We start from the raw sequence: 20589 nt of genomic DNA on the forward strand, positions 1-20589 counted from the left end.
ACTCGAGGGGACGACTCGCCGGACCGAGACGGTGGGAGACCGTCGCGATTACTCGCTCGCGTCGATCGCAGCCTGCGCTTCCGCGAGCGTGAAGTTCCCCTCGTAGAGTGCGCTCCCGACGACGACGGCCGCCGCGCCGGCCGCCTCGAGGTCGCGCACGTCCTCGAGTGTCGCCACCCCGCCGCTGGCGATCACGGGGATTTCGGTCGCATCGACCAGTTCGCGGACGGGATCGGCCGCGACGCCCTCGAGTCGGCCCTCGACGTCGACGTTGGTGAAGAGGATCGCGGCGGCCCCCAGTTCCGCGTATCGCTCGGCGGCCTCGACCGGCGAAATCCCGGCGCCTTCGGTCCAGCCCTCGACGACGACCTCGCCGTCTTTCGCGTCGAGGCTGACGACCACGCTGTCGGGGTGCGTTTCGCTGATTTCCGCGACGATCTCCGGATTCTCGACCGCCGCAGTGCCGAGGATGACGCGGTCGACGCCGCGCTCGAGCAGGTCGATCGCGTCCTCGGCCGTACGGATTCCCCCGCCGAGTTGCGTCGGCACGTCGACGGCGTCGATCACCGCCTCGATGGCGTCGGCGTTCGCCCGCTCGCCCTCGAACGCGCCGTCGAGGTCGACGAGGTGGAGCGTTTCCGCGCCGGCGTCGATCCATCGCCGGGCGGCCTCGACGGGGTCGCCGTAGCTCTTCTCGGTCCCGCGTTCTCCCTGCACGAGTTGGACGACCTCACCGTCCTGAATGTCGACCGCCGGAATCACCTCGAACGCCCCGAACTCGCCGCTCGTGTCGTCGCTGGTCATACCCGTGTCCGCGAGGCCGACGCGAGTAAAGGCGACGGTTTCGCCGACCGACATCGCCGCGACACTGTCCCCTATCTCAACAGAATTGTTACATGTGCGGTCGATGTGGGTCGTCTCATGGCGCTGTCGGCGTGCGATTTCCTCGCCCAAGCGACCGCGACCCAGTCCGACGTGACGACCGACATGCTCGTCGTCTTCGGCGTCGTCGCCGTCGCGCTCGTCCTCTTTCTCACCGAGCGCCTGCCGATCGACGTGACCGCGATCCTGTTGATCGTGATCCTCGTCGTCCTCGAGCCGTGGACCGGCGTCGATCCCGAGACGGGCATCTCCGGGTTCGCGAACGAGGCGACGATCACCGTGCTGGCGATGCTCATCCTGAGCGGCGGCATCAGCCGGACGGGGATCGTCCAGGAACTCGGGCGCCGAATGGCGGATTTCGCGGGCGACAGTCTCCGAAAGCAGCTGTTCGCGGTCGTCGCCGCGACCAGTCCCGTCTCCGGCTTCCTGAACAACACGCCGGTCGTCGCACTCTTGGTGCCGGTCGTCACCGACGTCGCGAACAGGGGGAACACGTCGCCCTCGAAGCTGCTGATCCCGCTTTCCTACGCCTCGCAGATGGGGGGCATGCTCACGCTCATCGGCACTTCGACGAACATCCTCGCGAGCGATGTCAGTGCCCGTCTCGGCTCCGAGTATCCCGAACTCCACCGGTTCTCGATGTTCGAGTTCACCCAACTCGGTGCCATCGTCGTCGTCGTCGGCTCGCTGTACCTGATCTTCGTCGGCCACTACCTCCTGCCCGAGCGGGTCCCGCCGCGCGCCGACTACCTCGAGTCCTACGCGGTCGGCGACTACGTGGCCGACGTGGCCGTCGTCCCCGGCTCCCCGCTGGTCGGCGAGACGGTCCGCGACGCGAGCGAGACGCTCGGTCCCGATATCGACGTCGTGCAGGTAGTCCGCGCCGGGGAGCGCTCGGTCGCCCCGCGACAGGCGACTTCCCTTCGGGAGGGCGACGTGCTCGTCGTCCGGACGGACCGGGACGCGATCGCGACGCTCGAGGACGCCGAGGGGGTCGAACCCGTCGGCCGACCGAACGGTGCGGCGGACCTCCCGACTTCTGACGGCGTGCTCACGGAACTGGTCGTCTCGCTCGACTCGCGGCTCGTGGGCGAGCGCCTCGACCTCGAGGCGTTCCGCGAGGAGTACGACGCCGCCGTCCTCGGACTGCGGAGCCGCGGCGAACTCGTCGGCGAGCGCATCGTCGGACGACGGCTCGGCGTCGGCGACACGCTGCTCGTACAGGCCCCGCCGGACACGCTCGACCGACTCGCTCGAGGGAAGGACGTGATCGTCGCCCGCGAACCGCCTCGCCCCGACTACCGGACCGACAAGGCACCGATCGCCGTCGCCATCATGATCGGCGTCGTCGCCGTCGCGGCCCTCGAGATCTACCCGATCCTCATCGCCGCACTCGCCGGCGTCGTCGCGATGGTCGTCACGGGCGTCCTCGAGCCGAACGAACTCTACGACGCCGTCGAGTGGGACATCATCTTCCTGCTCGCGGGGGTGATCCCGCTGGGGGTCGCCCTCGAGGGGTCGGGCGCGGCCGGCTACCTCGCGTGGCTGGTCGTCCAGTCGGCGGGCTTTCTGCCGCCGATCGCGGTACTGTGGCTGTTCTACATCCTGACCGGGCTGCTCACGGAGGTCATCAGTAACAACGCGAGCGTCGTGCTGCTCATCCCGGTCGCGGCGGCCGCCGCGGCGGGCATCGGCGCGAACCCGTTCGCGTTCGTGCTGGCGGTGACCTTCGCCGCGAGCACCGCCTTTCTGGGCCCGATCGGCTACCAGACGAACCTGTTCGTCTACGGCCCCGGCGGCTACCGCTTCGGCGACTACGCGCGGATCGGCGCGCCGTTGCAACTCGTGCTCTCGATCGTGACCGTCCTCGGCATCGCGTTCTTCTGGGGCGTCTGAGCCCCGCCCCGATCCATGCGGCCGCCTCCCGCTCGTTGATCGAACCGCACTTCCGATCGTGAGTCGGATTCACCGACAATGACGATACTCGAGACGCGGAGCCTGACGCGGGTCGTCGACGGCGACCGGATCGTCGACGACGTCTCCGTCGCGGTGGCCGAATCCGAGGTGCTGGTCGTGGTCGGTCCCTCGGGCGCGGGCAAATCGTCGCTGCTCCGACTGCTCAACCGACTCGACGAACCCACGGAGGGAACGGTGCTACTCGAGGGGACGGACTACCGGTCGATCCCGCCGCAGACGCTCCGACAGCGAGTCGGTCTCGTGCCACAGGACCCCGCGCTGGTTCCCGGAACCGTCTCGGAAAACGTCGCCCGGAGCGCCCTGCTCCGCGACGAGCCGGTCGACGACGCCGCCGTCGGCCGACTGCTCGAGCGCCTCGGCCTCGAGGGGTACGCCGAGCGCGATGTCGAGGTCCTCTCGGGCGGCGAGCGACAGCGCGTCGCCATCGCTCGGACCCTCTACAACGAGCCCGACGTGCTCCTGCTCGACGAGCCGACCTCGCACCTCGATTCCGCGTCCGAGGAGCGCGTCGAGGACCTCCTCGCGGAGCTCATCCGCGACCTCGACCTCACGGTCGTGATGGTCACCCACGACGAGCCACAGGCCCGGCGACTCGCCGACCGGGTGCTGTCGCTGCGCGACGGACGCGTCGAGCGACTCGGGCCGGTCGCGGAGGTGCTCGCCTGATGGCGGCGCTGTCGTCGGCCGCCGAGTTCGGCGCGCAGTTTGCCGACCCCGTCCTCCGCAGGGGACTCGGACAGGTCGCCGTCGCGGCCGTCCTCGCCGCGCTCGTGGTCGGCCTCTCGCATCTCCGCGGGCTCTCGCTCGAGCGGGAACTCGGCGTCGCGCTCGTCCGCGGGTTCGTCCAGATCGTGACGATGGGGTCGATCGTCGGCCTCCTGCTCACCGCCGAGTTCGCGTGGAGCATCGTCATCCTCCTCGGAATGATGACCGGCGCGACCTGGATCTCGAAGAACCGCGGCGAGGGGCTCCCGGGAGTGATCCGAGTCTCGTTCGTCGCGATCGTCGTCGGCTCGGGGCTGGTCATCTCCACGATGGCGCTCGCGGGGGCGATCGAGACGACCGTGCGCAATCTGGTCCCCGTCGGGAGCATGATCATCGCCAACGCGATGAAGGCGAACTCGCTCGCGCTGGACCGGTTCAAAAACGAGATCGAGGACAACCGGACCGAGATCGAGGCCGGTCTCGCGCTCGGCGCGCCGCCTCACGCAGTCGTCTCGAGACACGTCAAGACCGGCGTTCGGGCGTCACTGATCCCGACCATCGACTCGCTGAAGAGCCTCGGTTGGGTCTGGATCCCGGGCATCATGGCGGGGATGATCCTCGGCGGCGAGAACCCGCTGTACGCCGCGCTCTACCAGTTCGTCATCATGGCGATGATATTCGCCGCGGGCGGGCTGACGAGCATGACCAGCAGCCTGCTGATCGGCAAGTACGTCTTCACCGACGCCGAGCAGCTAAAGCGGATCGACGGGGAATCCGCGTAGACTCCGCCAACCCGTCGGCCCGGGCGAGGCCGGTCGCGACGCTCGTCTCACGGACCGGAACGAATAGGCGTATTTTTAGTATCGGATCGCGTGACTACCGAGCGTGAACGCGGAACCGCTGCTCATTGTCGGCATTCTGACTGCAATCTTCGTCGGCTACAACATCGGCGGCTCGACGACCGGTCCCGCGTTCGGTCCGGCCGTCGGTGCGAACGTGATCACGAAGGTGATGGCCGCCGGCTTGATGTCGATCTTCTTCTTTCTCGGAGCCTACACGATCGGTCCGAAGGTGGTCATGACGCTCGGCGAAGAACTCGTTACCGACACCTCCATCTTCACGCTGCGCTCGAACGTCGCCGTGCTCTTCTTCATCGGCGGCGCGCTGTTCGTCGGTAACTACGCCGGCGTCCCCGCCTCGACGTCGATGACCGCCGTTGGCGCGATCGCCGCGCTGGGCTTTGCAACCGGCGAACTCAACTGGAACGAGCTCGGCGAGATCGCCGTCTGGTGGATCGTCGCGCCGATCCTCGGGTTCTGGGTGGCCGGCGTGGTCGGTCGGTACTTCTATCCACAGATCAACGCCTGGATCGCTATCGAAAGCAAGCAGGGCGGTCGACCGATGGTCTCGATCGATCGATCCGGGGTCGTCCCGCGACTCCGGTTCGGCGCCGACGCCGACCGCCGGGAGATCACCGGCGCGCTCGTCGTCGTCGGGATCGGCTGTCTCATGGGCTTCGCCTCGGGGACGAGTAACATCGCCAACGCGATCGCGCCGATCTACGGCACCGGTGACGTCGATATGATCCCGCTGATCCTGATCGGCTCGGCGGCGGTCGCGGTCGGCTGCTTTACGATCGCTCGCCGCACCCTCGACACGCTGGGCAACGACATCACGAACCTCCCGCTGACCGCGGCGATCGTCGTCGCCGTCATCAGTTCCGGGATCGTCATCGGCCTCTCGTCGATCGGGATCCCCGCGAGTTTCGTCGTCATCGCGACGATGAGCATCGTCGGGCTGGGCTGGGGGCGAGCCACGCGGACGACGACCCTCTCGGGCGTTCGGGCCGGCGAGGAGACCCGCGTCTCCGTCGGCGCGTTGACCGCCGAAGAGGAGGGCGAACGCTCCCCCGAGATCGGCGAGGAGGACGTCGAGGACATCCCGCAGGCGTCGGACCTGTTCGACCCCTCGACGACGGCCCGCGTGATCCTCATGCAGAACGTCGTGCCGGCCATCTCGACGATCGGGGCCTATCTCACGTTCCGGTTCGTGCCGATCTTCGGCTTCTGATCGGATCGGCGTTCGACTGGACGATGGCCTCTCTGTCGTTCGGTTGATGCCTTTCTCACCTGAAACTACAGATATACGTCGTATGCTTTTGCTGCAGTTATGGCTACACATGCAGCGACAGCCCCGGAAATTAATGCTTCCTCAACAACGAATACGGCGAGCAGAATACACAATACCAGAACGACTGGTAGCTCTATCAAGGGTCTCAGTGACAGCCTATCGACGAAATATACCGACAGACCGACTCCGAGACCGAAAATACTGGCGAGATAGCTTACATGCATTCCGTTCGTAACCCAGACAAAGGAAATCACGACCGTCACTAGCAGAAACAGAACCACTTCTGTCCACCCCTCACGCCGAATAGATATCCCATTAGACATTATATAGAAAATACAAATGTGGTATGAAAAACATTTCTATTCTATCAGCTGTGCATTAGATAGATAGCTACGTCGGCTGAGCGGCTCTCTGAACGGTTTCATCCTCCTGTTTGTTCCACTCCTCCGGGACCAAATGCGGTCCTCGGTTCAGTGTCCAGAAGGTGGTCTGATTTACAGTAACTATAGAGAACAGTAGAGACTCAAGAATACCTGACACTAACAGCGCCGTCCGGAAGCGTTGGTCGGTACGCTCGAGTTCACCTCGAGCGTGGTCCTTCTCGACAGAACCGACGGCCCGCATCTATCGCAGCCGATGACAGTCATATCGACTTCCCGAAACGTCTTTTCGGGCGGGTAGAATGGCTTCGGGTATGGTTTCCGCGATTCTCCTCGTCGGGATCGTCGTGGCCGTCTTCGTCGGGTTCAATATCGGCGGTTCCTCGACCGGGATCGCGTGGGGTCCGGCCGTCGGCGCGGGCGTCATCGGCAAGACGGCGGCCGCGGCGCTCATGTCGATTTTCGTCTTCATCGGCGGCTGGACCGTCGGCCGCAACGTCATCGAGACGATGGGCGGCGACATCGTTCCGGCGGAGGTCTTCACGCTGCAGGCCAGCATCGTCGTCCTGTTTTTCATCGGGCTGGGGATGCTGCTCGCGAACCTCTTCGGCGTCCCCGTTCCGACGTCGATGACCGCCGTCGGCGCGATCGCCGGCCTCGGGCTGGCGACCGAAACGCTGGACATGGTCGTGATGGGGCGGATCGTCTCGTGGTGGGTCGTCACCCCGATCATCGCCTTCTGGATCGGCGGGCTCGTCGGTCGCTACATCTACCCGCATCTCGATCGTTACTTCGAGATCCGCCAGTCCGAGGGCCCGCTGCTCACCCTTGAGCGCTCCGGTCTCGTTCCCACTCCGGCGATGGGCCCGGGGACGACGGGGAAGGAGCTTACGACGACGATCCTGATCGTCGTCATCGCGTGTTACATGGCCTTCGGCGCGGGCGCGAGCAACGTCGCGAACGCGGTCGCGCCGCTGGTCGGTAGCGGCGCGCTCGACGTCGGCGGCTACGACGGCACGGACCTCGGCATCGCCATCGGCGCGCTCGCGATCAGCCTCGGCGGCTTCACGATCGCCCGCCGAACGATGGAGGCCGTCGGCAACGACCTCACCGAACTCCCGCTGCTGGCGGCGCTGATCGTCGCCGTCACCGCCGCCTCGATCACCACCTTCCTCTCGGCGATCGGCATCCCGATCAGCCTCGTGATGGCGACCGTGATGACCATCGTCGGGCTGGGCTGGGGCCGGGCCAGCCGCACCGCCAGCATCGCCGGGCTCGCACGCGGCGAGGACACGCTCGAGCTCTCGACGAACGTCCTGACACAGGAGACGCCCGACGACGTGCCCAAAATCGGACAGGAAGAACCGGACGACGTCCTCGAGGCGGACGATCTGGTCAGACCGGACGCCGTCGCGCGGTTCGTCGCGTTCTGGATCATCGGCCCCTCGGCCTCGGCCGGGTTGGCGTACGGGTTCTTCCTCTTCGTGCCGCTCTGATGACTGCCCGGTATCGATCGTCCGGCGTCGGACCCTCGCTGACACGACGATGGCCACCGATTTCGCATCCGGCAACAAACGCGACGCTCCGTCGAACAGGTTCGTACATTTCTGTTTCCTCTTCCCTTCGATCCCCGTTCTTGTAACGAATCGGGGGGTTCTTTCCTTCTAATTGGCCAATTCTGACTCAAAGACAATTTAGGACTGAACAGCAAGCTATACCAGTGCGGCCCACGAATCGCCGAGTGATGCCCACGGTAGAATACCTCAACTACGAAGTACTGGACGACCAGGGCTGGGACATGGACGACGACGACCTCTTCGGGCAGGCCGCAGACGCCGGCCTCGACGAGGAGGACTACGGCACGCTCGACGTCGCCGAGGGCGAATACATCCTCGAGGCGGCCGAGGCTCAGGGCTACGATTGGCCGTTCTCGTGTCGCGCCGGTGCCTGTGCGAACTGTGCAGCGATCGTCTTCGAGGGCGAGATCGACATGGACATGCAGCAGATCCTCTCGGACGAGGAGGTCGAGGAGAAGAACGTCCGTCTGACCTGTATCGGATCGGCCGAGACCGACGAGGTCAAGATCGTCTACAACGCAAAGCACCTCGACTACCTGCAGAACCGCGTCATTTAAACTGACACCGGCGCTTCGTGCGCTGTTGCCGGCGATCCCGACTTCGGGATCGCGTTTTCACTCTCGTTACTGACGTGTCCGCGACCGGCGCGTTCTCGAGGCTGACCGCGGTGCCGGTGCTCGGCGACCACCGTATCGCCGTGCTCGAGATCTATCGCCCCGTTTCGGTCGGAGAGAGCGGGTCGAAGCGCAGCGACCCGCGTTACTCGATCGTGACGACGGCATCGATCAGTACCGTCGCACCGCCGAGCAGATCGTAGACGCCGGTCGGAGTCCCTCGACGAAGCAGCGATCCGACTCCCCGGTCCGTCGACCGAACGCACCGGTAAATGCCGTTCCGTCTCGCTGTTTCCGAACCGGTTCGCTCGCGCGTGAGACGACGTAGGATCGGGTGGACGATTCGTTCGACATACAGTTGCGTATCTACTCAATTAAGTTAGGCCGACTGATTGCCGGATAGCTCAGTCTTCGCAACATCGGCCGATATATCGTCCAATCCACTGTCGGACCAAAGCTATTAATTGAACTACCGCTCAACTCGAGGCTGATGGGACAAGCCACGGACCGATTACAACGCTATCTCGAGGACGAACTCGACGCGTGTCGCGAGGAGGACGTCGAACGGCGGCTGGGTGAACTCGAGACGCTCGAGGCGGCGATCGGCGCGGAGCGGGTCGAGACGGAACTCGACGTGCTCTCGGCGCTGGCAAACGAGACGCGGTACACGCTCGTCCGCGCCCTCGTCGCGGCCGGAGAGGAGCTCTGTGTCTGCGAGCTACAGGCGGTCGTCGACGTGACCGAGAGCGGGCTCAGTCACGCGCTCTCCCACCTCGTCGACGCCGGACTCGTCGACGGGCGGAAGGACGGCCGCTGGAAGAAATATCGGGCGACCAACCGCGCCGTCGCCCTCGTGACCGTCCTTGAAGGGACTGTTCATGAGTAACGCGACCCACGAACACGGGCCGGACTGCGGCTGCGAGAGCTGCGGCGACCCGCGTTCGATGGACTTTCTGGACAAGTATCTCACCGTGTGGATCTTCGCGGCGATGGTCATCGGTGTCGGCCTCGGCTACGCGGCACCGTCGGTGACCGAGCCGATCCGGGACCTCCACCTCGTGGAGATCGGGCTCGTGGCGATGATGTACCCGCCGCTGGCGAAGGCGGATTACTCGCGGCTCCCGACGGTGTTCAGCAACTGGCGCGTGCTCGGGCTGAGTCTCGTCCAGAACTGGCTCATCGGCCCGACGCTGATGTTCGGGCTCGCGGTGTTCTTCTTCAGCGGCCTCGTTCCCGGCCTGCCGGCCCGCCCCGAATACTTCCTCGGGCTCGTGTTCATCGGGATGGCCCGGTGTATCGCGATGGTGCTCGTCTGGAACGAACTCGCGGAGGGATCGACCGAGTACGTGACCGGTCTCGTGGCGTTTAACAGTCTCTTCCAGATCGTCACCTACGGGGTGTACGTCTGGTTCTTCGGCCTCTTCCTCCCGCCGCTGCTCGGCATGGAGTCGCTCGTCGCCGGCATCACGACCTTCGACGTCTCGCCCGTGCAGGTCTTCAGAGCCATCGCCGTCTTCCTCGGCATTCCCTTCGCCGGCGGACTGCTCACTCGCTACGCCGGCACCCGAACGAGAGGCGAGGAGTGGTACGACGAGGCGTTCATCCCGAAAATCGATCCGCTGACGCTGGTCGCCCTGCTGTTTACCGTCATCGTCATGTTCGCCACGCAGGGCGAGAACATCGTCGCCGCGCCGGGCGACGCCCTCCTGATCGCGGTGCCGCTGACGATTTACTTCGTCGTCATGTTCTTCGTGAGTTTCGGCATGGGCCGGGGCATCGGGGCCGACTACTCGACGACGACCGCGATCGGCTTCACCGCGGCCTCGAACAACTTCGAACTCGCGATCGCCGTCGCCGTGGCGGTGTTCGGCGTCGGCTCCGGCGTCGCCTTCGCGACCGTCGTCGGCCCGCTCATCGAGGTCCCCGTGTTGCTCGCGCTGGTCAACGTCGCGCTGTACTTCCAGCGCCGCTTCGACTGGCGCGGCTTCGACACCGGCAGCCTCGAGCCGACGACGGCCGACTCACCGACCGACGACTAACTACATAACCCACGATCATGGCAACGGAATCCACCGCAGACGACCCGATTCGCATCGCCTTCATCTGCGTCCAAAACGCGGGCCGCTCCCAGATGGCCACCGCGTTCGCCGAGCGCGAACGCGAGCGCCGCGGCCTCGAGGACCGCGTCGAACTCCGCACCGGCGGGACCAACCCCGCGGATCGCGTCCACGAGGAAGTGATCGAGGTGATGGACGAGGCGGGGTTCGATATCGCCGACCGAACGCCGCGGGAGATCTCGCTCGAGGAATGCCGGTCGTGTGACACCGTCGCGACGATGGGCTGTTCGACGCTCGACGTCGGCGAGGTCGGCGCCGACGTTGACCTCCGCGACTGGGCGCTCGAGGATCCCGACGGGAGCGACCTCGAGGATGTCCGCGAAATCCGCGACGACATCGAGCGGCGGGTCGTCGCGCTGTTCGACGAGTTCAGCGATCCCGCGTAACTCGAGCGCTCCCGTCGTTCGGTTCAGGTCGGTACGTAATCGCCGAACGAGCGGTCGTGGGTGACGAGTTCGTGGACGCCGACGAGGACGACGACGGCGAAGACGATCAGCGCACCGTCGGCGAGCGAGGGGAGCAAGCCGAGCGAGACGATCAGCGTCGTCGCGCAGGCGGGCGGGTGAACCGTCTCGGTCGCGAGCATCCCGCCCGAAGTGAGGACGACGGCGACCACGCCGCTGGCGACGAAGCGGAGCTGTGCGGTCGCGAGCATCGGCGCGGCCGTGGTCACGCTCACGCCGAGTTCGGGCGCGATAGCGTGATACGCCACCAGCCCGGCCGCGACGCCGATGACGTGACCGCCGATCACGCGTCGAGGCACGGTCACCTCCCCCTCCCGGACCGTCGCGAGCAGGAAAGCGGAGGGGCCGAGACTCGGGAAGATAAACGCCTGCCCGGTCACCCACGCCAGCAGTCCCGGAACCGCGAGTAAAACGCCGACGTACAGGGTCGAGAACGCCGCACCCTCCCTCATTATCGTCGCTTTGGCGGGACGGCCTGATATGCCGTTCGCTGTCACGATTTCCACCGATTCGGTCGATTAATCGCCCGAAGTCGACCGATCGCCGCCACAACCGGTCGCAGCGTTCACTTTTAGCGGTATCTCCCGTGACACGCCGGTAATACCGGGAGTCAGCCGCCGTCGGGTCCCTCGAGTCCGAGGCCGACGCGACTCACCCGCCGACGCCGGCGGGTCGGGAGGCCGAAAACGTAACGGTACCGCGCTTCGGAGGAACGGTCGTGACGATCGCTGGTGCCGTCGCGACGGGTCCGGACCTCCTTCGACTCGTCGCCGTTCCCGTCTTCGCGTTGGTCGCCTACCGCGACATCGAGACCCGGCGCGTCTCGAGTACCGTCTGGATCCCCCTCGCGCTTCTCGGAGCCGTCCTACTCTGCTGGGATGCCCGACTGGCGTGGGCCGCCGGCGGGAACGCGTGGACATTCGAGTTCCTGATTCCGACGGCGATCAGCCTCGGGTTGGTCGTCCCCATCGCCTACCTGTTCTGGTGGTTCGGCGGCTTCGGCGGGGCCGACGCGAAGGCCCTGCTCGTCCTCGCCGTGCTCTTTCCGACCTTTCCCGAGTACGCGCTGGGATCGCGGACGCTCCCGCTCGCCGGGGCGACGGACATCGGGACGTTCTCGTTTACCATCCTGACGAACGCCGTTCTCGTGGGCGTCGCGCTGCCGGTCGTCCTCGCCGTCCGCAACGCCGCCGCGGGCCGGATCGCCCCGGTCATGTTCGTCGGCTGGCCGATTTCGTGGGATCGGATTCCGGAGACCCACGGCCGCCTGCTCTCGACGCCGACGGGGCTCTCTCGAGGCGGACTCGACCTCGACGCACTGCGGATGTACCTGCGCTGGCGGGGGATCTCGCTGGCCGACGTCCGCGACGCGCCCGCGCGCTACCGGAATCCGGACACGCTCCCCGCCGAGCCGAACCCGCCGACCGACGGCGCGGTGACCGCGGACACACCTCGCAGCGACGGCGGCGCGCTCGAGTCGGCTGCCGCCGATGAAACTCCTTCGGCGGAACCGGAATCGCAACCAGCCGACTACGACGATCCGTGGGGGGCCGACGCGTTCCTCGCGGACATCGACGGCTCGGCCTACGGCACGACCCCCGAGACGCTGCGCGAGGGCCTCGAGGTGCTCGCCGAGGAGGAGACGGTCTGGATCTCGCCGGGAACGCCGTTCCTCGTCCCGGTGTTCGCCGGACTGGTGATCGCGCTGGTCTACGGCGACCTGCTGCTGGGAACGGTGTTCTGACGCTACAGCGTCCGCTCGTACAGCGGCACGACGACGGTCCAGAAGAGCACGAAGGCGACGCCGACGCCGATCAGCGCCAGCCACGGGTCACCCCTCCCAGTCGGCACCCCGCTCGAGAGGAGGACGAACGTCCCGATGAACAGCAGACAACAGACGAGGACGCTCCCGACCTCGAGGACCGTGGCGACGGGGTGGGCGCGAAGTTGAGCGACGATGCCGGCGAGGGTCATACGCGAGACTCGTCCGGTGATCGTAAAAACGTCACGGCGGCCTGCGGCAGCAGCCAACGGCGGTCGGCGGGGTCAGTCCACGACGTACGACTGGTGGTCGCCGCGGGTCCGCGTGTCGACGAACTGGTGGCGCGTCCCGTTGTCGAGATCGCCCGCAAACGACGGGTTCTCGCCGCCGTTCCCGTACACCTCGTTGGCCCCGCGAAGGTCGTGATCGACGAGTAACTCGCGGACTTCCAGCGGAACCGACTCGCCCGCCTCGAGGTCGAGGATCAGGTGGCGATCGGTGAAACTCTTCGCGAGGAAGGCGTCGCTGACGGCGTCGTATCCGCGGAGCCTCGTTGCGAGGTCCTCGAGGGCCGCCTCTCGATCGCTCATGTATCCCCGATCACGGCGGCGGCGCAAGGATCTCGCTGCGAACATCTTCGCCGATGTCGGCCGTCGATCGAGTCCGGCTCGAGTCTCCGGCGGAATCAGACCCGAGACTCGATATCGTCGGCGATGTCGTCGAGTTCGTCGTCGGCGAGGCTGGGCCGGTCACCCGCGACGGCGTGGATGGGGCCGCCGCCGTCGCCCTCGAAGCGCGGGATGATGTGACAGTGGACGTGTGGGACCTCCTGTCCGGCCTCCTCGCCGTTGTTGAACGCGACGGTGGTCGCGTCGGCGTCGACCGCCGCCTCGACGGCGGGGACCATGCGATGAATCGTCGCGTAGAGGTCCGTCGCGACGTCGTCGGGCACGTCGTTCAGCCGCTCGTACTCGTCTTTCGGGATCACCAGCGTGTGGCCCGGCGCGAGCGGGTTGGCGTCCAGAAAGGCGACCGTCTCCTCGTCCTCGTACACGATTCGCGCGGGGATCTCTCCCTCCACGATCTGGCTGAAGATCGTACTCATACTCGAGTGTGCGTCGTCTCGTCGTATGAAAGTTACCCGACGATTCGACGGGGCGCGGGGGTGCAGCTACGCGTACTCGCCGGGAGCACACAGGTCGTCGAGCGTCTCCCCGATCGCCTCGAGGTATTCTTCCGGCTCGTACCCCAGCCGGCCGATCCAGACGTCCTGATAGGACGGATGCAGGATCGGCACGAGGTGAACGTCGAGCCGTTCACACCACACCGGCTCGAGCACGCTGTCGATAAAGCCCTCGAGTTCTCGATCCTCAGCGGCGAGCACCGTCTGCGTCGCGTGCTTGCCGGTCGCGAGCACGACCGTCGGATCGACTTGCTCGAGTTCGGTCAGGAGGTGGGTGCGGCAGTTCGCGCGCTCCTCGGCGGTGGGTTCGCGGTTCGTGGCGCGGTCGTCGGGCTCCGCGGGAAAGCATTTCACGGCGTTCGTGTAGTAGGCGTCGTCGCCGTAGCCGACCTGCTCGACCATCCGGCGGATGCGCCGGCCGGAGTGGCGCGAGGTGTAGGCCTTGCCGGTCCAGTTGCCGCCCCGCCACGGGTCGGCCTCGGGGTTGCCGTAGCCGGGGGCTTCGCCGACGACCACGACGCTGGCCTCGAGGTCGCCGGTTCCCCACGAGATGCACTCGCGGTTCTCGGCGAGGGCGGGACAGCGGGCGCAATCGGGCTCGAGGACGTTGCGATCGGTCGGGTAGGGCGGCTCTCCGGTCGCGGCCGAATCGGGCGCGGTATCGGAGTCGGTGTCGGGCGCGGGCACACACGGGGATACGTCTGCAACGAGTTATGCGAGTCGGTTCATGCAGTCGTGTCGTGCGGTCGCGTCGCACGCGAGGGGACAGGTTTACGTTCGATGGGCGGGTAACAGCGGGCTAATGACATCGATCGGTCCGGAACTACTCGCGGAATCACTCCAACTGCTCCTCTATACCGTCGTCGCCGGTGCGTTGACGGTCGGCGGCGTCCTCGTCGAACAGGCGAGCCTGCAACACTACGGGGCCGGCGAGGCGATGATCGCGCTGTGGCTGGCCGCCCTCGGCGGCGTCATGCTCTATGCCGGCGCGTACGGACTGGGGTACCAGAAGGTCCTCTCGCAGTACGTCTGAGGGGCCGCGAGCGCCGTCTTTGTTTTCGAGCCAACTTTCCGCGAGCGACCTGCAATATCGATTCCTCTTTACTGCCGGAGGCGATTAGGTCGGGTATGAGCAGGTTCGACGAGGTCGACGACCAGTACGACCCACACGAACTCGAGCAGCGGGTCTTCGAGTACTGGGACGACGTCGACGCCTACGAGCAGACGGTCGAGCACCGATCGGACGGCGAGTCCTACTTCTTCGTCGACGGCCCGCCGTACACGTCGGGATCGGCGCACATGGGAACCACCTGGAACAAGTCGCTGAAGGACGTCTACCTGCGCTTCCTGCGGATGCAGGGGTACGACGTCACCGATCGGCCGGGCTACGACATGCACGGGCTCCCGATCGAGACCCGCGTCGAGGAGCGACTGGGCTTCGAGAACAAGAAGGACATCGAGGAGTTCGGCGAGGAGAACTTCATTCAGGAGTGTAAGGACTACGCCGAGGAACAACTCGAGGGGCTCCAGTCGGACTTTCAGGACTTCGGCGTCTGGATGGACTGGGACGACCCCTACAAGACGGTCGAACCCGAGTACATGGAAGCGGCGTGGTGGGGCTTTTCGAAGGCCGCCGACCGCGGCTTGGTCGAGAAGGGCCACCGCTCGATCTCGCAGTGTCCGCGCTGTGAGACCGCCATCGCGAACAACGAAGTCGAGTACGAGGACGTCGAGGACCCCTCGATCTACGTGAAATTCGACCTCGCCGAGCGCGAGGGCAAACTCGTCATCTGGACGACGACCCCGTGGACGGTCCCGGCGAACACGTTCGTCGCCGTCGACGAGGAGGGCGACTACGTCGGCGTCCGCGCGGAGAAAGACGGCGAAGAAGAGTTGCTGTACGTCGCCGAAGCCAAACACGAGGAAGTTCTGCGGGAAGGCCGCTACGACGACTACGAGGTCGTCGAGGAGCACACGGGCGAGGACCTGCTCGGCTGGTCCTACGAGCACCCGCTGGCCGAGGAGGTTCCCGACCACGTCGACGCCGAGGGCGCGTTCGAGGTCTACGCGGCCGATTACGTCGACACGGGCGGGGACGGCACCGGGCTCGTCCACTCCGCGCCCGGCCACGGTGAAGTGGACTTCGAGCGCGGCCGCGAACTCGGCTTCCCGATCTTCTGCCCCGTCGGCGGCGACGGCGTCTACACCGAGGAAGCCGGCAAGTACGAAGGGCAGTTCGTCAAGGACGCCGACGACGAGATTACGGCCGACTTAGACGAGAACGGCGCGCTGCTCGCGTCGGGGACCGTCCAGCACAGCTACGGCCACTGTTGGCGCTGTGACACGGGGATCCTCCAGATCGTCACCGACCAGTGGTTCATCACGATCACCGACGTCAAGGACGAACTCCTCGAGAACATCGAGGACAGCGAGTGGCACCCCGAGTGGGCCCGCGACAACCGCTTCCGGGACTTCGTCGAGGAGGCCCCCGACTGGAACGTCTCGCGACAGCGCTACTGGGGTATCCCCCTCCCGGTGTGGACCCCCGAAGACCGCGACGACGACGAGGACATGATCGTCGTCGGCGACCGCGAGGAACTCGCCGAGCGCGTCGATCAGGATATCGACCCCGACGCGGTCGACCTCCACAAGGACACCGTCGACGACTTGACGATCACCGAGGACGGGACGACCTACACACGCGTGCAGGACGTGTTCGACGTCTGGCTCGACTCCTCGGTCGCGTCGTGGGGCACGCTCAACTACCCCGCCGATGACAGCGAGTTCGACGAGCTCTGGCCTGCCGACTTCATCCTCGAGGCCCACGACCAGACGCGGGGCTGGTTCTGGTCCCAGCTGGGGATGGGCACCGCCGCGCTCGGCGAGAGTCCGTATCAGGAGGTCCTGATGCACGGCCACGCGCTCATGCCCGACGGCCGCGCGATGAGCAAGTCCAAGGACATCCTGATCGATCCCCACGAGGCGATCGACCGCCACGGCCGGGACACCATGCGGCTGTTCCTCCTGTCGAACAACCCGCAGGGCGACGACATGCGCTTCTCGTGGGACGGGATGCAGACGATGGAGAACCACCTCCGGACCCTGTGGAACGTCTTCCGGTTCCCGCTGCCGTACATGCGCTTGGACGAGTTCGACCCCACCGAGACGACGCTCGAGGACGTCGACTCGGACCTCGAGCTCATCGACGAGTGGGTGCTCGCTCGGCTGCAGTCCACCAAAGCCGAGATGACCGCCCACTTCGAGGACTTCCGGCAGGACAAGGCGATCGACGCCCTGCTCGAGTTCGTCGTCGAAGACGTCTCGCGGTTCTACGTGCAGGCGGTCCGCGAGCGCATGTGGGCCGAAGAGGACAGCGGTTCGAAGCAGGCCGCCTACGCGACGATCTACCGGGTCCTCCGGGAGAGCGTCGCGCTGCTCGCGCCGTACGCGCCGTTCATCAGCGAGGAGATCTACGGCACGCTGACCGGCGAGAACGGGTTCGACACCGTCCACATGGAGGACTGGCCCGAAGTCGACGAGTACTGGCAGGACGAGCAACTCGAGGAGGACGTCGCTCTCCTCCGCGCGATCGAGGAGGCCGGCGCGAACGCCCGGCAGCAGGCCGGCCGCAAGCTCCGCTGGCCCGTTCCGCGCGTCGTCGTCGCCGCCGACGACGACCGGGTCGTCGAGGCCGTCGAGCGCCACACCGGGCTGCTTGAGGACCGGCTCAACGCCCGCGAGATCGAACTCGTCTCGCCCGAGGATCGCTGGGGCGAACTGCAGTACAGTGCCGAGGCAGACATGAGCGAACTCGGGCCGGCCTTCGGCGACCGCGCCGGACAGGTCATGAACGCGCTCAACGAGGCCCGCATCGACGAGCCGAGCCTCGAGGCGATCGAGGACGCCGTCGCGGACGCGCTCGAGGACGGCGAGGAGATCACCGACGAGATGGTCTCGTTCGTCACGCAGACGCCCGACGACGTCGCCGGCACCGCTTTCGGCACCGACGGCGACGACCGCGGCGTGGCCTACGTCGACGCCTCGCTCACCGACGACATCGAGAGCGAGGGCTACGCCCGCGAGGTCATCCGCCGCGTTCAGGAGATGCGCAAGGACCTCGATCTCGACGTGGAGGAGCGGATCGCGCTCGAACTCGAGATCGACGACGACCGCATCGCCGACCTCGTTGCCGACCACGAGGACCTGGTCAGCGAGGAAGTCCGCGCCGACGAGCGCCGCCCGGTCGAGGACGGCCACCGCAAGGAGTGGGACGTCGAAGGCGTGACGATGGAAATCGCGATCGAACCGCTGGCGGCGGCGGAAGCGTCTGACTAGTCCGCCGAACGTAGTGAGGCGGCTTTTTGGTCTCTTGCTGAGCGGAGCGAAGCAAGGTCAGCGAGAGCTTTGCTCTCGCCAGACAGATTTTTGCGCGAGGGGTGACGACCGGAGTGAGTCACCCGAGCGGAAAAAGGTGGATGCCGAGATCGCGATCGAACCGCTGGCGGCGGCGGAAGCGTCGGACTGACCCGCCGCGGTATTCCCGTTTCTCTATCGTTCTGGTTTGGATCTGTTTCTTCTGGACGTGACAGTATCGCTGCCATAAACGTCTTGAGCGCTGACTGGCCAGCATTGGCTAGTGAAATCCCGGGTCGCCGTCTTCGCGTTCGTCGTCTTGCTCGCCACCAGTCTACCCGCCGGCGCTGTCACCCTCGAGTCGGGGAGCGCCATCGAGCCCTCGGCAACTGCCGAGTCCGTGCAGGGGTCCGAACTCGAGTCGAGCCAGTCTTTCGCTGCGGTCGGGACGAGCACCGGCGCTGACGACGTCTTCCACCGGACGACCGTCCTCCGGCATCGGCCGGACGACCCCGAGACGTTCGGGACGGAGATGACCTTCCGGGTCCCCGATCCCGTCACGGAGTTCGAGATCGAACTCGAGCGGGGTGCGACCGTCGAGTCCGTCGCGGGCTTCGAGCGGACGGGCGAGCGGACCTTCCAGTGGGACGAGGAAACCGCCGAGCCGACGATCCGGTACGCGATGCCGGCGGATCAGCGCGGCGGCGGCGAGCAGCGGGGGACCGACTCGAGCGCGGGGTACACGTTCGTCGACACCGGCGAGTGGGGCGTCGTGGGGGTCCCCGACGTCGCGATCTCGCTGCGTCGGACCGAGCCGGTCGGCATCGAGGAGACGGTGACCGTCGACGGCCTGGGCGCGACCGGCGGCGACATCGCGTTCTTCGGCGAGGTACAGGAGTACGAACGCGACGTCGACGGGGAGACGTTCCGGCTGGCCGTGCCCGAGGTCGCCGACCTCGAGGAGTCGCCCGACGATATCCTCACGGCCCTCGCGGACGCGAGCGGGCGGCTCGAGGTCGGCATGCGAAGCGACGAGGTGTTCATGGTCGCGGTTCCGAGCGACGTCGACTGGGGCTCGAACCGGGGGATCCAGTACGGCCAGTCGGACGCGTGGGTCGTCGAGGACGCCACGCTCGACGAGCGGAACCCGGTCTGGTTCCACGAGTACGTCCACGTCCGCCAGCGCTTCTCGACGACGGCGGTCGCCACCGCGCCCGAGGCCGACTGGGTCGTCGAGGGGCAGGCCGACTACTACGCGGGCCTGCTCGCCCTCGAGAGCGGGCACACCGAGTTCGGCGAGTTCAGCACCCTCCTCGAGCGGGGAGAGCGATCACGCTACACCGACGGCGTCCTCGCCGACGGGTCGACGTGGGACGATCCGGAGACCGACTACGCGAAAGGGGCCCTCGTCGCCGGCGAGATCGACCGCCGGCTCCGGCTCGCCACCGACGGCGATCGAACGCTCGAGGACGTGTTCCGGACGCTGAACGCACGGGAGGAGACGGTGACCGAGACGGACTTCCTGCGAGCGGTCGAGGACGCCGGCGGGGCGGACGTTCGCGCCGCCGCGGAGCGGTACACGCAAACCGAGGCGACGCCGGAGATGTGGAACCGAAGCCAGCATGAGGCCGCCTTCGGGCAGTCGGTCGCTGCCTTCGAGTACGGAATCGAGGCCGAATCGCTCGCGGTGGCCGGACAGGAGTGGCCCCGCTGGAGCGCGTCGGACCTCGGCCGCACCGACGGCGAGGACCGCGCCGTCATCGCGGTCCCGGCGGGCGAGTCCGTGACGATCCCGACGACGGTCGAAAACACCGGCGAGCGGGCGGGAACCTACGACGCGACGCTACAGGCGGGCGGACGGGTGGTCGATACTCGACGGGGGACCCTCGAGCCCGGAGCGACGGCGACCCACGCCCTCTCGTGGACGCCGTCCGAGCCGGGCGAGTACACGATTCGGATCGGCTCGGAGCGACTGACCGCCGTCGTCAGGTCGTCCGGGAGCGTGGCCGTCACCGACCTGCAGCACGCGCCCGACGGTATCGACGCCGGCGAGTCGGTGACCGCGACCGCGACGATCGAGGCCGCCGGCGATCGACCGGGGGCGGCCGTCCTCGCGTTCCGGACCGTCGATGGCGTCGTCGCCGAGCGCCCGGTCGCGATTCGGCCCGGCGAGACGACGACGGTCGACGCCGAGATTCAGTTCGACGAGGACGGGCGGTACGAGATCGCGGTCCACGACCGGGTGACGACCGTCGATGTCGGCGGCGGCGCGGTCGCGGGCCTCGAGGAAGTCCCCGGCTTCGGCGTCCCGGCGGCGCTGGTCGCCGTCGCGGCGGCGTTACTGAGTACACTGTTGGCTCGTCGCCGGTGACGGTTGGGGAGGTGCGCGGATTCGTAGCTCTCCCGTCAACCCCGATGAGAAGTCGAATCTGCTGCGATCGGTCT

The 20589-nt window shown here is 66.7% G+C and carries 20 protein-coding genes; 13 read left to right on the top strand and 7 right to left on the bottom strand.

All coding sequences use genetic code 11. The annotated features are described in order from the left end of the window. Positions 1 to 48: 48 nt before the first annotated feature. Positions 49 to 858, bottom strand: coding sequence for a 1-(5-phosphoribosyl)-5-[(5-phosphoribosylamino)methylideneamino]imidazole-4-carboxamide isomerase (gene hisA, locus ACT4ML_RS11415; RefSeq protein WP_444720975.1), 810 nt, complete (start codon positions 856 to 858; stop codon positions 49 to 51). Positions 859 to 921: 63 nt separating this feature from the next. On the opposite strand from hisA, the gene ACT4ML_RS11420 reads away from it, so the two are divergent. The 4 genes from ACT4ML_RS11420 to ACT4ML_RS11435 all read left to right on the top strand — a co-directional run bounded on the left by ACT4ML_RS11420 (position 922) and on the right by ACT4ML_RS11435 (position 5634). Next, a complete protein-coding gene (locus tag ACT4ML_RS11420) occupies positions 922 to 2778 on the top strand; it encodes an SLC13 family permease (RefSeq protein WP_444720976.1) in 1857 nt (618 codons plus the stop codon). Between the two features lie 78 nt (positions 2779 to 2856). Beyond that, positions 2857 to 3525, top strand: a complete 669-nt coding sequence (locus ACT4ML_RS11425; RefSeq protein ID WP_444720977.1) for an ABC transporter ATP-binding protein — start codon at positions 2857 to 2859, stop codon at positions 3523 to 3525. Beyond that, positions 3525 to 4346, top strand: coding sequence for an ABC transporter permease (locus ACT4ML_RS11430; protein ID WP_444720978.1), 822 nt, complete (start codon positions 3525 to 3527; stop codon positions 4344 to 4346). Before ACT4ML_RS11425 ends, ACT4ML_RS11430 begins: the two co-directional genes overlap by 1 nt. A gap of 103 nt (positions 4347 to 4449) precedes the next feature. Further along, positions 4450 to 5634 (top strand): anion permease, encoded by a 1185-nt coding sequence (locus ACT4ML_RS11435; RefSeq protein ID WP_444720979.1) that lies wholly within the window; start codon positions 4450 to 4452, stop codon positions 5632 to 5634. 65 nt (positions 5635 to 5699) lie between these two features. Here ACT4ML_RS11435 and ACT4ML_RS11440 read toward each other — a convergent pair whose 3' ends face one another. Further along, on the bottom strand, positions 5700 to 6017 hold the full coding sequence (locus ACT4ML_RS11440; RefSeq protein WP_444720980.1) for a hypothetical protein: 318 nt from the start codon (positions 6015 to 6017) through the stop codon (positions 5700 to 5702). A gap of 371 nt (positions 6018 to 6388) precedes the next feature. Between ACT4ML_RS11440 and ACT4ML_RS11445 the strand changes: the two genes are divergently transcribed. The 5 genes from ACT4ML_RS11445 to ACT4ML_RS11465 all read left to right on the top strand — a co-directional run bounded on the left by ACT4ML_RS11445 (position 6389) and on the right by ACT4ML_RS11465 (position 10768). Continuing rightward, positions 6389 to 7570: an anion permease gene (locus tag ACT4ML_RS11445; RefSeq protein ID WP_444720981.1), complete on the top strand. Its 1182-nt coding sequence runs from the start codon at positions 6389 to 6391 to the stop codon at positions 7568 to 7570. A gap of 248 nt (positions 7571 to 7818) precedes the next feature. Beyond that, positions 7819 to 8208, top strand: coding sequence for a ferredoxin Fer (gene fer, locus ACT4ML_RS11450; protein ID WP_138243398.1), 390 nt, complete (start codon positions 7819 to 7821; stop codon positions 8206 to 8208). Between the two features lie 547 nt (positions 8209 to 8755). Then, on the top strand, positions 8756 to 9151 hold the full coding sequence (locus tag ACT4ML_RS11455) for an ArsR/SmtB family transcription factor (protein WP_444720982.1): 396 nt from the start codon (positions 8756 to 8758) through the stop codon (positions 9149 to 9151). Continuing rightward, positions 9144 to 10304: an ACR3 family arsenite efflux transporter gene (gene arsB, locus ACT4ML_RS11460; RefSeq protein WP_444720983.1), complete on the top strand. Its 1161-nt coding sequence runs from the start codon at positions 9144 to 9146 to the stop codon at positions 10302 to 10304. The genes ACT4ML_RS11455 and arsB overlap by 8 nt, the downstream gene beginning before the upstream one ends. Positions 10305 to 10321: 17 nt before the next feature. After that, positions 10322 to 10768, top strand: coding sequence for a low molecular weight phosphatase family protein (locus ACT4ML_RS11465; RefSeq protein ID WP_444720984.1), 447 nt, complete (start codon positions 10322 to 10324; stop codon positions 10766 to 10768). Positions 10769 to 10791: 23 nt separating this feature from the next. Here ACT4ML_RS11465 and ACT4ML_RS11470 read toward each other — a convergent pair whose 3' ends face one another. Then, on the bottom strand, positions 10792 to 11298 hold the full coding sequence (locus tag ACT4ML_RS11470) for an HPP family protein (protein WP_444720985.1): 507 nt from the start codon (positions 11296 to 11298) through the stop codon (positions 10792 to 10794). 266 nt (positions 11299 to 11564) lie between these two features. Between ACT4ML_RS11470 and ACT4ML_RS11475 the strand changes: the two genes are divergently transcribed. After that, a complete protein-coding gene (locus tag ACT4ML_RS11475; RefSeq protein ID WP_444720986.1) occupies positions 11565 to 12590 on the top strand; it encodes an A24 family peptidase C-terminal domain-containing protein in 1026 nt (341 codons plus the stop codon). Between the two features lie 2 nt (positions 12591 to 12592). Here ACT4ML_RS11475 and ACT4ML_RS11480 read toward each other — a convergent pair whose 3' ends face one another. From ACT4ML_RS11480 to ACT4ML_RS11495, 4 genes are all read right to left on the bottom strand, one after another. After that, positions 12593 to 12820, bottom strand: a complete 228-nt coding sequence (locus ACT4ML_RS11480; protein ID WP_444720987.1) for a hypothetical protein — start codon at positions 12818 to 12820, stop codon at positions 12593 to 12595. A 72-nt stretch (positions 12821 to 12892) separates the two neighbouring features. Continuing rightward, the gene (locus ACT4ML_RS11485; RefSeq protein ID WP_444720988.1) at positions 12893 to 13198 is read right to left on the bottom strand and encodes a hypothetical protein; all 306 of its coding nucleotides are present in this window, start codon (positions 13196 to 13198) and stop codon (positions 12893 to 12895) included. A 95-nt stretch (positions 13199 to 13293) separates the two neighbouring features. Further along, positions 13294 to 13713, bottom strand: coding sequence for an HIT family protein (locus tag ACT4ML_RS11490; RefSeq protein WP_444720989.1), 420 nt, complete (start codon positions 13711 to 13713; stop codon positions 13294 to 13296). A gap of 66 nt (positions 13714 to 13779) precedes the next feature. Next, a complete protein-coding gene (locus ACT4ML_RS11495) occupies positions 13780 to 14478 on the bottom strand; it encodes a uracil-DNA glycosylase (RefSeq protein ID WP_444720990.1) in 699 nt (232 codons plus the stop codon). A 115-nt stretch (positions 14479 to 14593) separates the two neighbouring features. Between ACT4ML_RS11495 and ACT4ML_RS11500 the strand changes: the two genes are divergently transcribed. The 3 genes from ACT4ML_RS11500 (at position 14594) to ACT4ML_RS11510 (ending at position 20515) form a co-directional block, all read left to right on the top strand. Beyond that, a complete protein-coding gene (locus ACT4ML_RS11500) occupies positions 14594 to 14824 on the top strand; it encodes a hypothetical protein (protein WP_138243406.1) in 231 nt (76 codons plus the stop codon). A 95-nt stretch (positions 14825 to 14919) separates the two neighbouring features. Beyond that, complete coding sequence (gene ileS / locus ACT4ML_RS11505; RefSeq protein ID WP_444720991.1) at positions 14920 to 18126, top strand: isoleucine--tRNA ligase; 3207 nt, start codon at positions 14920 to 14922, stop codon at positions 18124 to 18126. Between the two features lie 301 nt (positions 18127 to 18427). Next, positions 18428 to 20515 (top strand): CARDB domain-containing protein, encoded by a 2088-nt coding sequence (locus tag ACT4ML_RS11510; RefSeq protein ID WP_444720992.1) that lies wholly within the window; start codon positions 18428 to 18430, stop codon positions 20513 to 20515. Positions 20516 to 20589 lie beyond the last annotated feature (74 nt).

This window comes from Natrinema sp. LN54, from assembly GCF_052439245.1.
In the GTDB taxonomy this organism is placed as follows: Archaea; Halobacteriota; Halobacteria; order Halobacteriales; family Natrialbaceae; genus Natrinema; species Natrinema versiforme_A.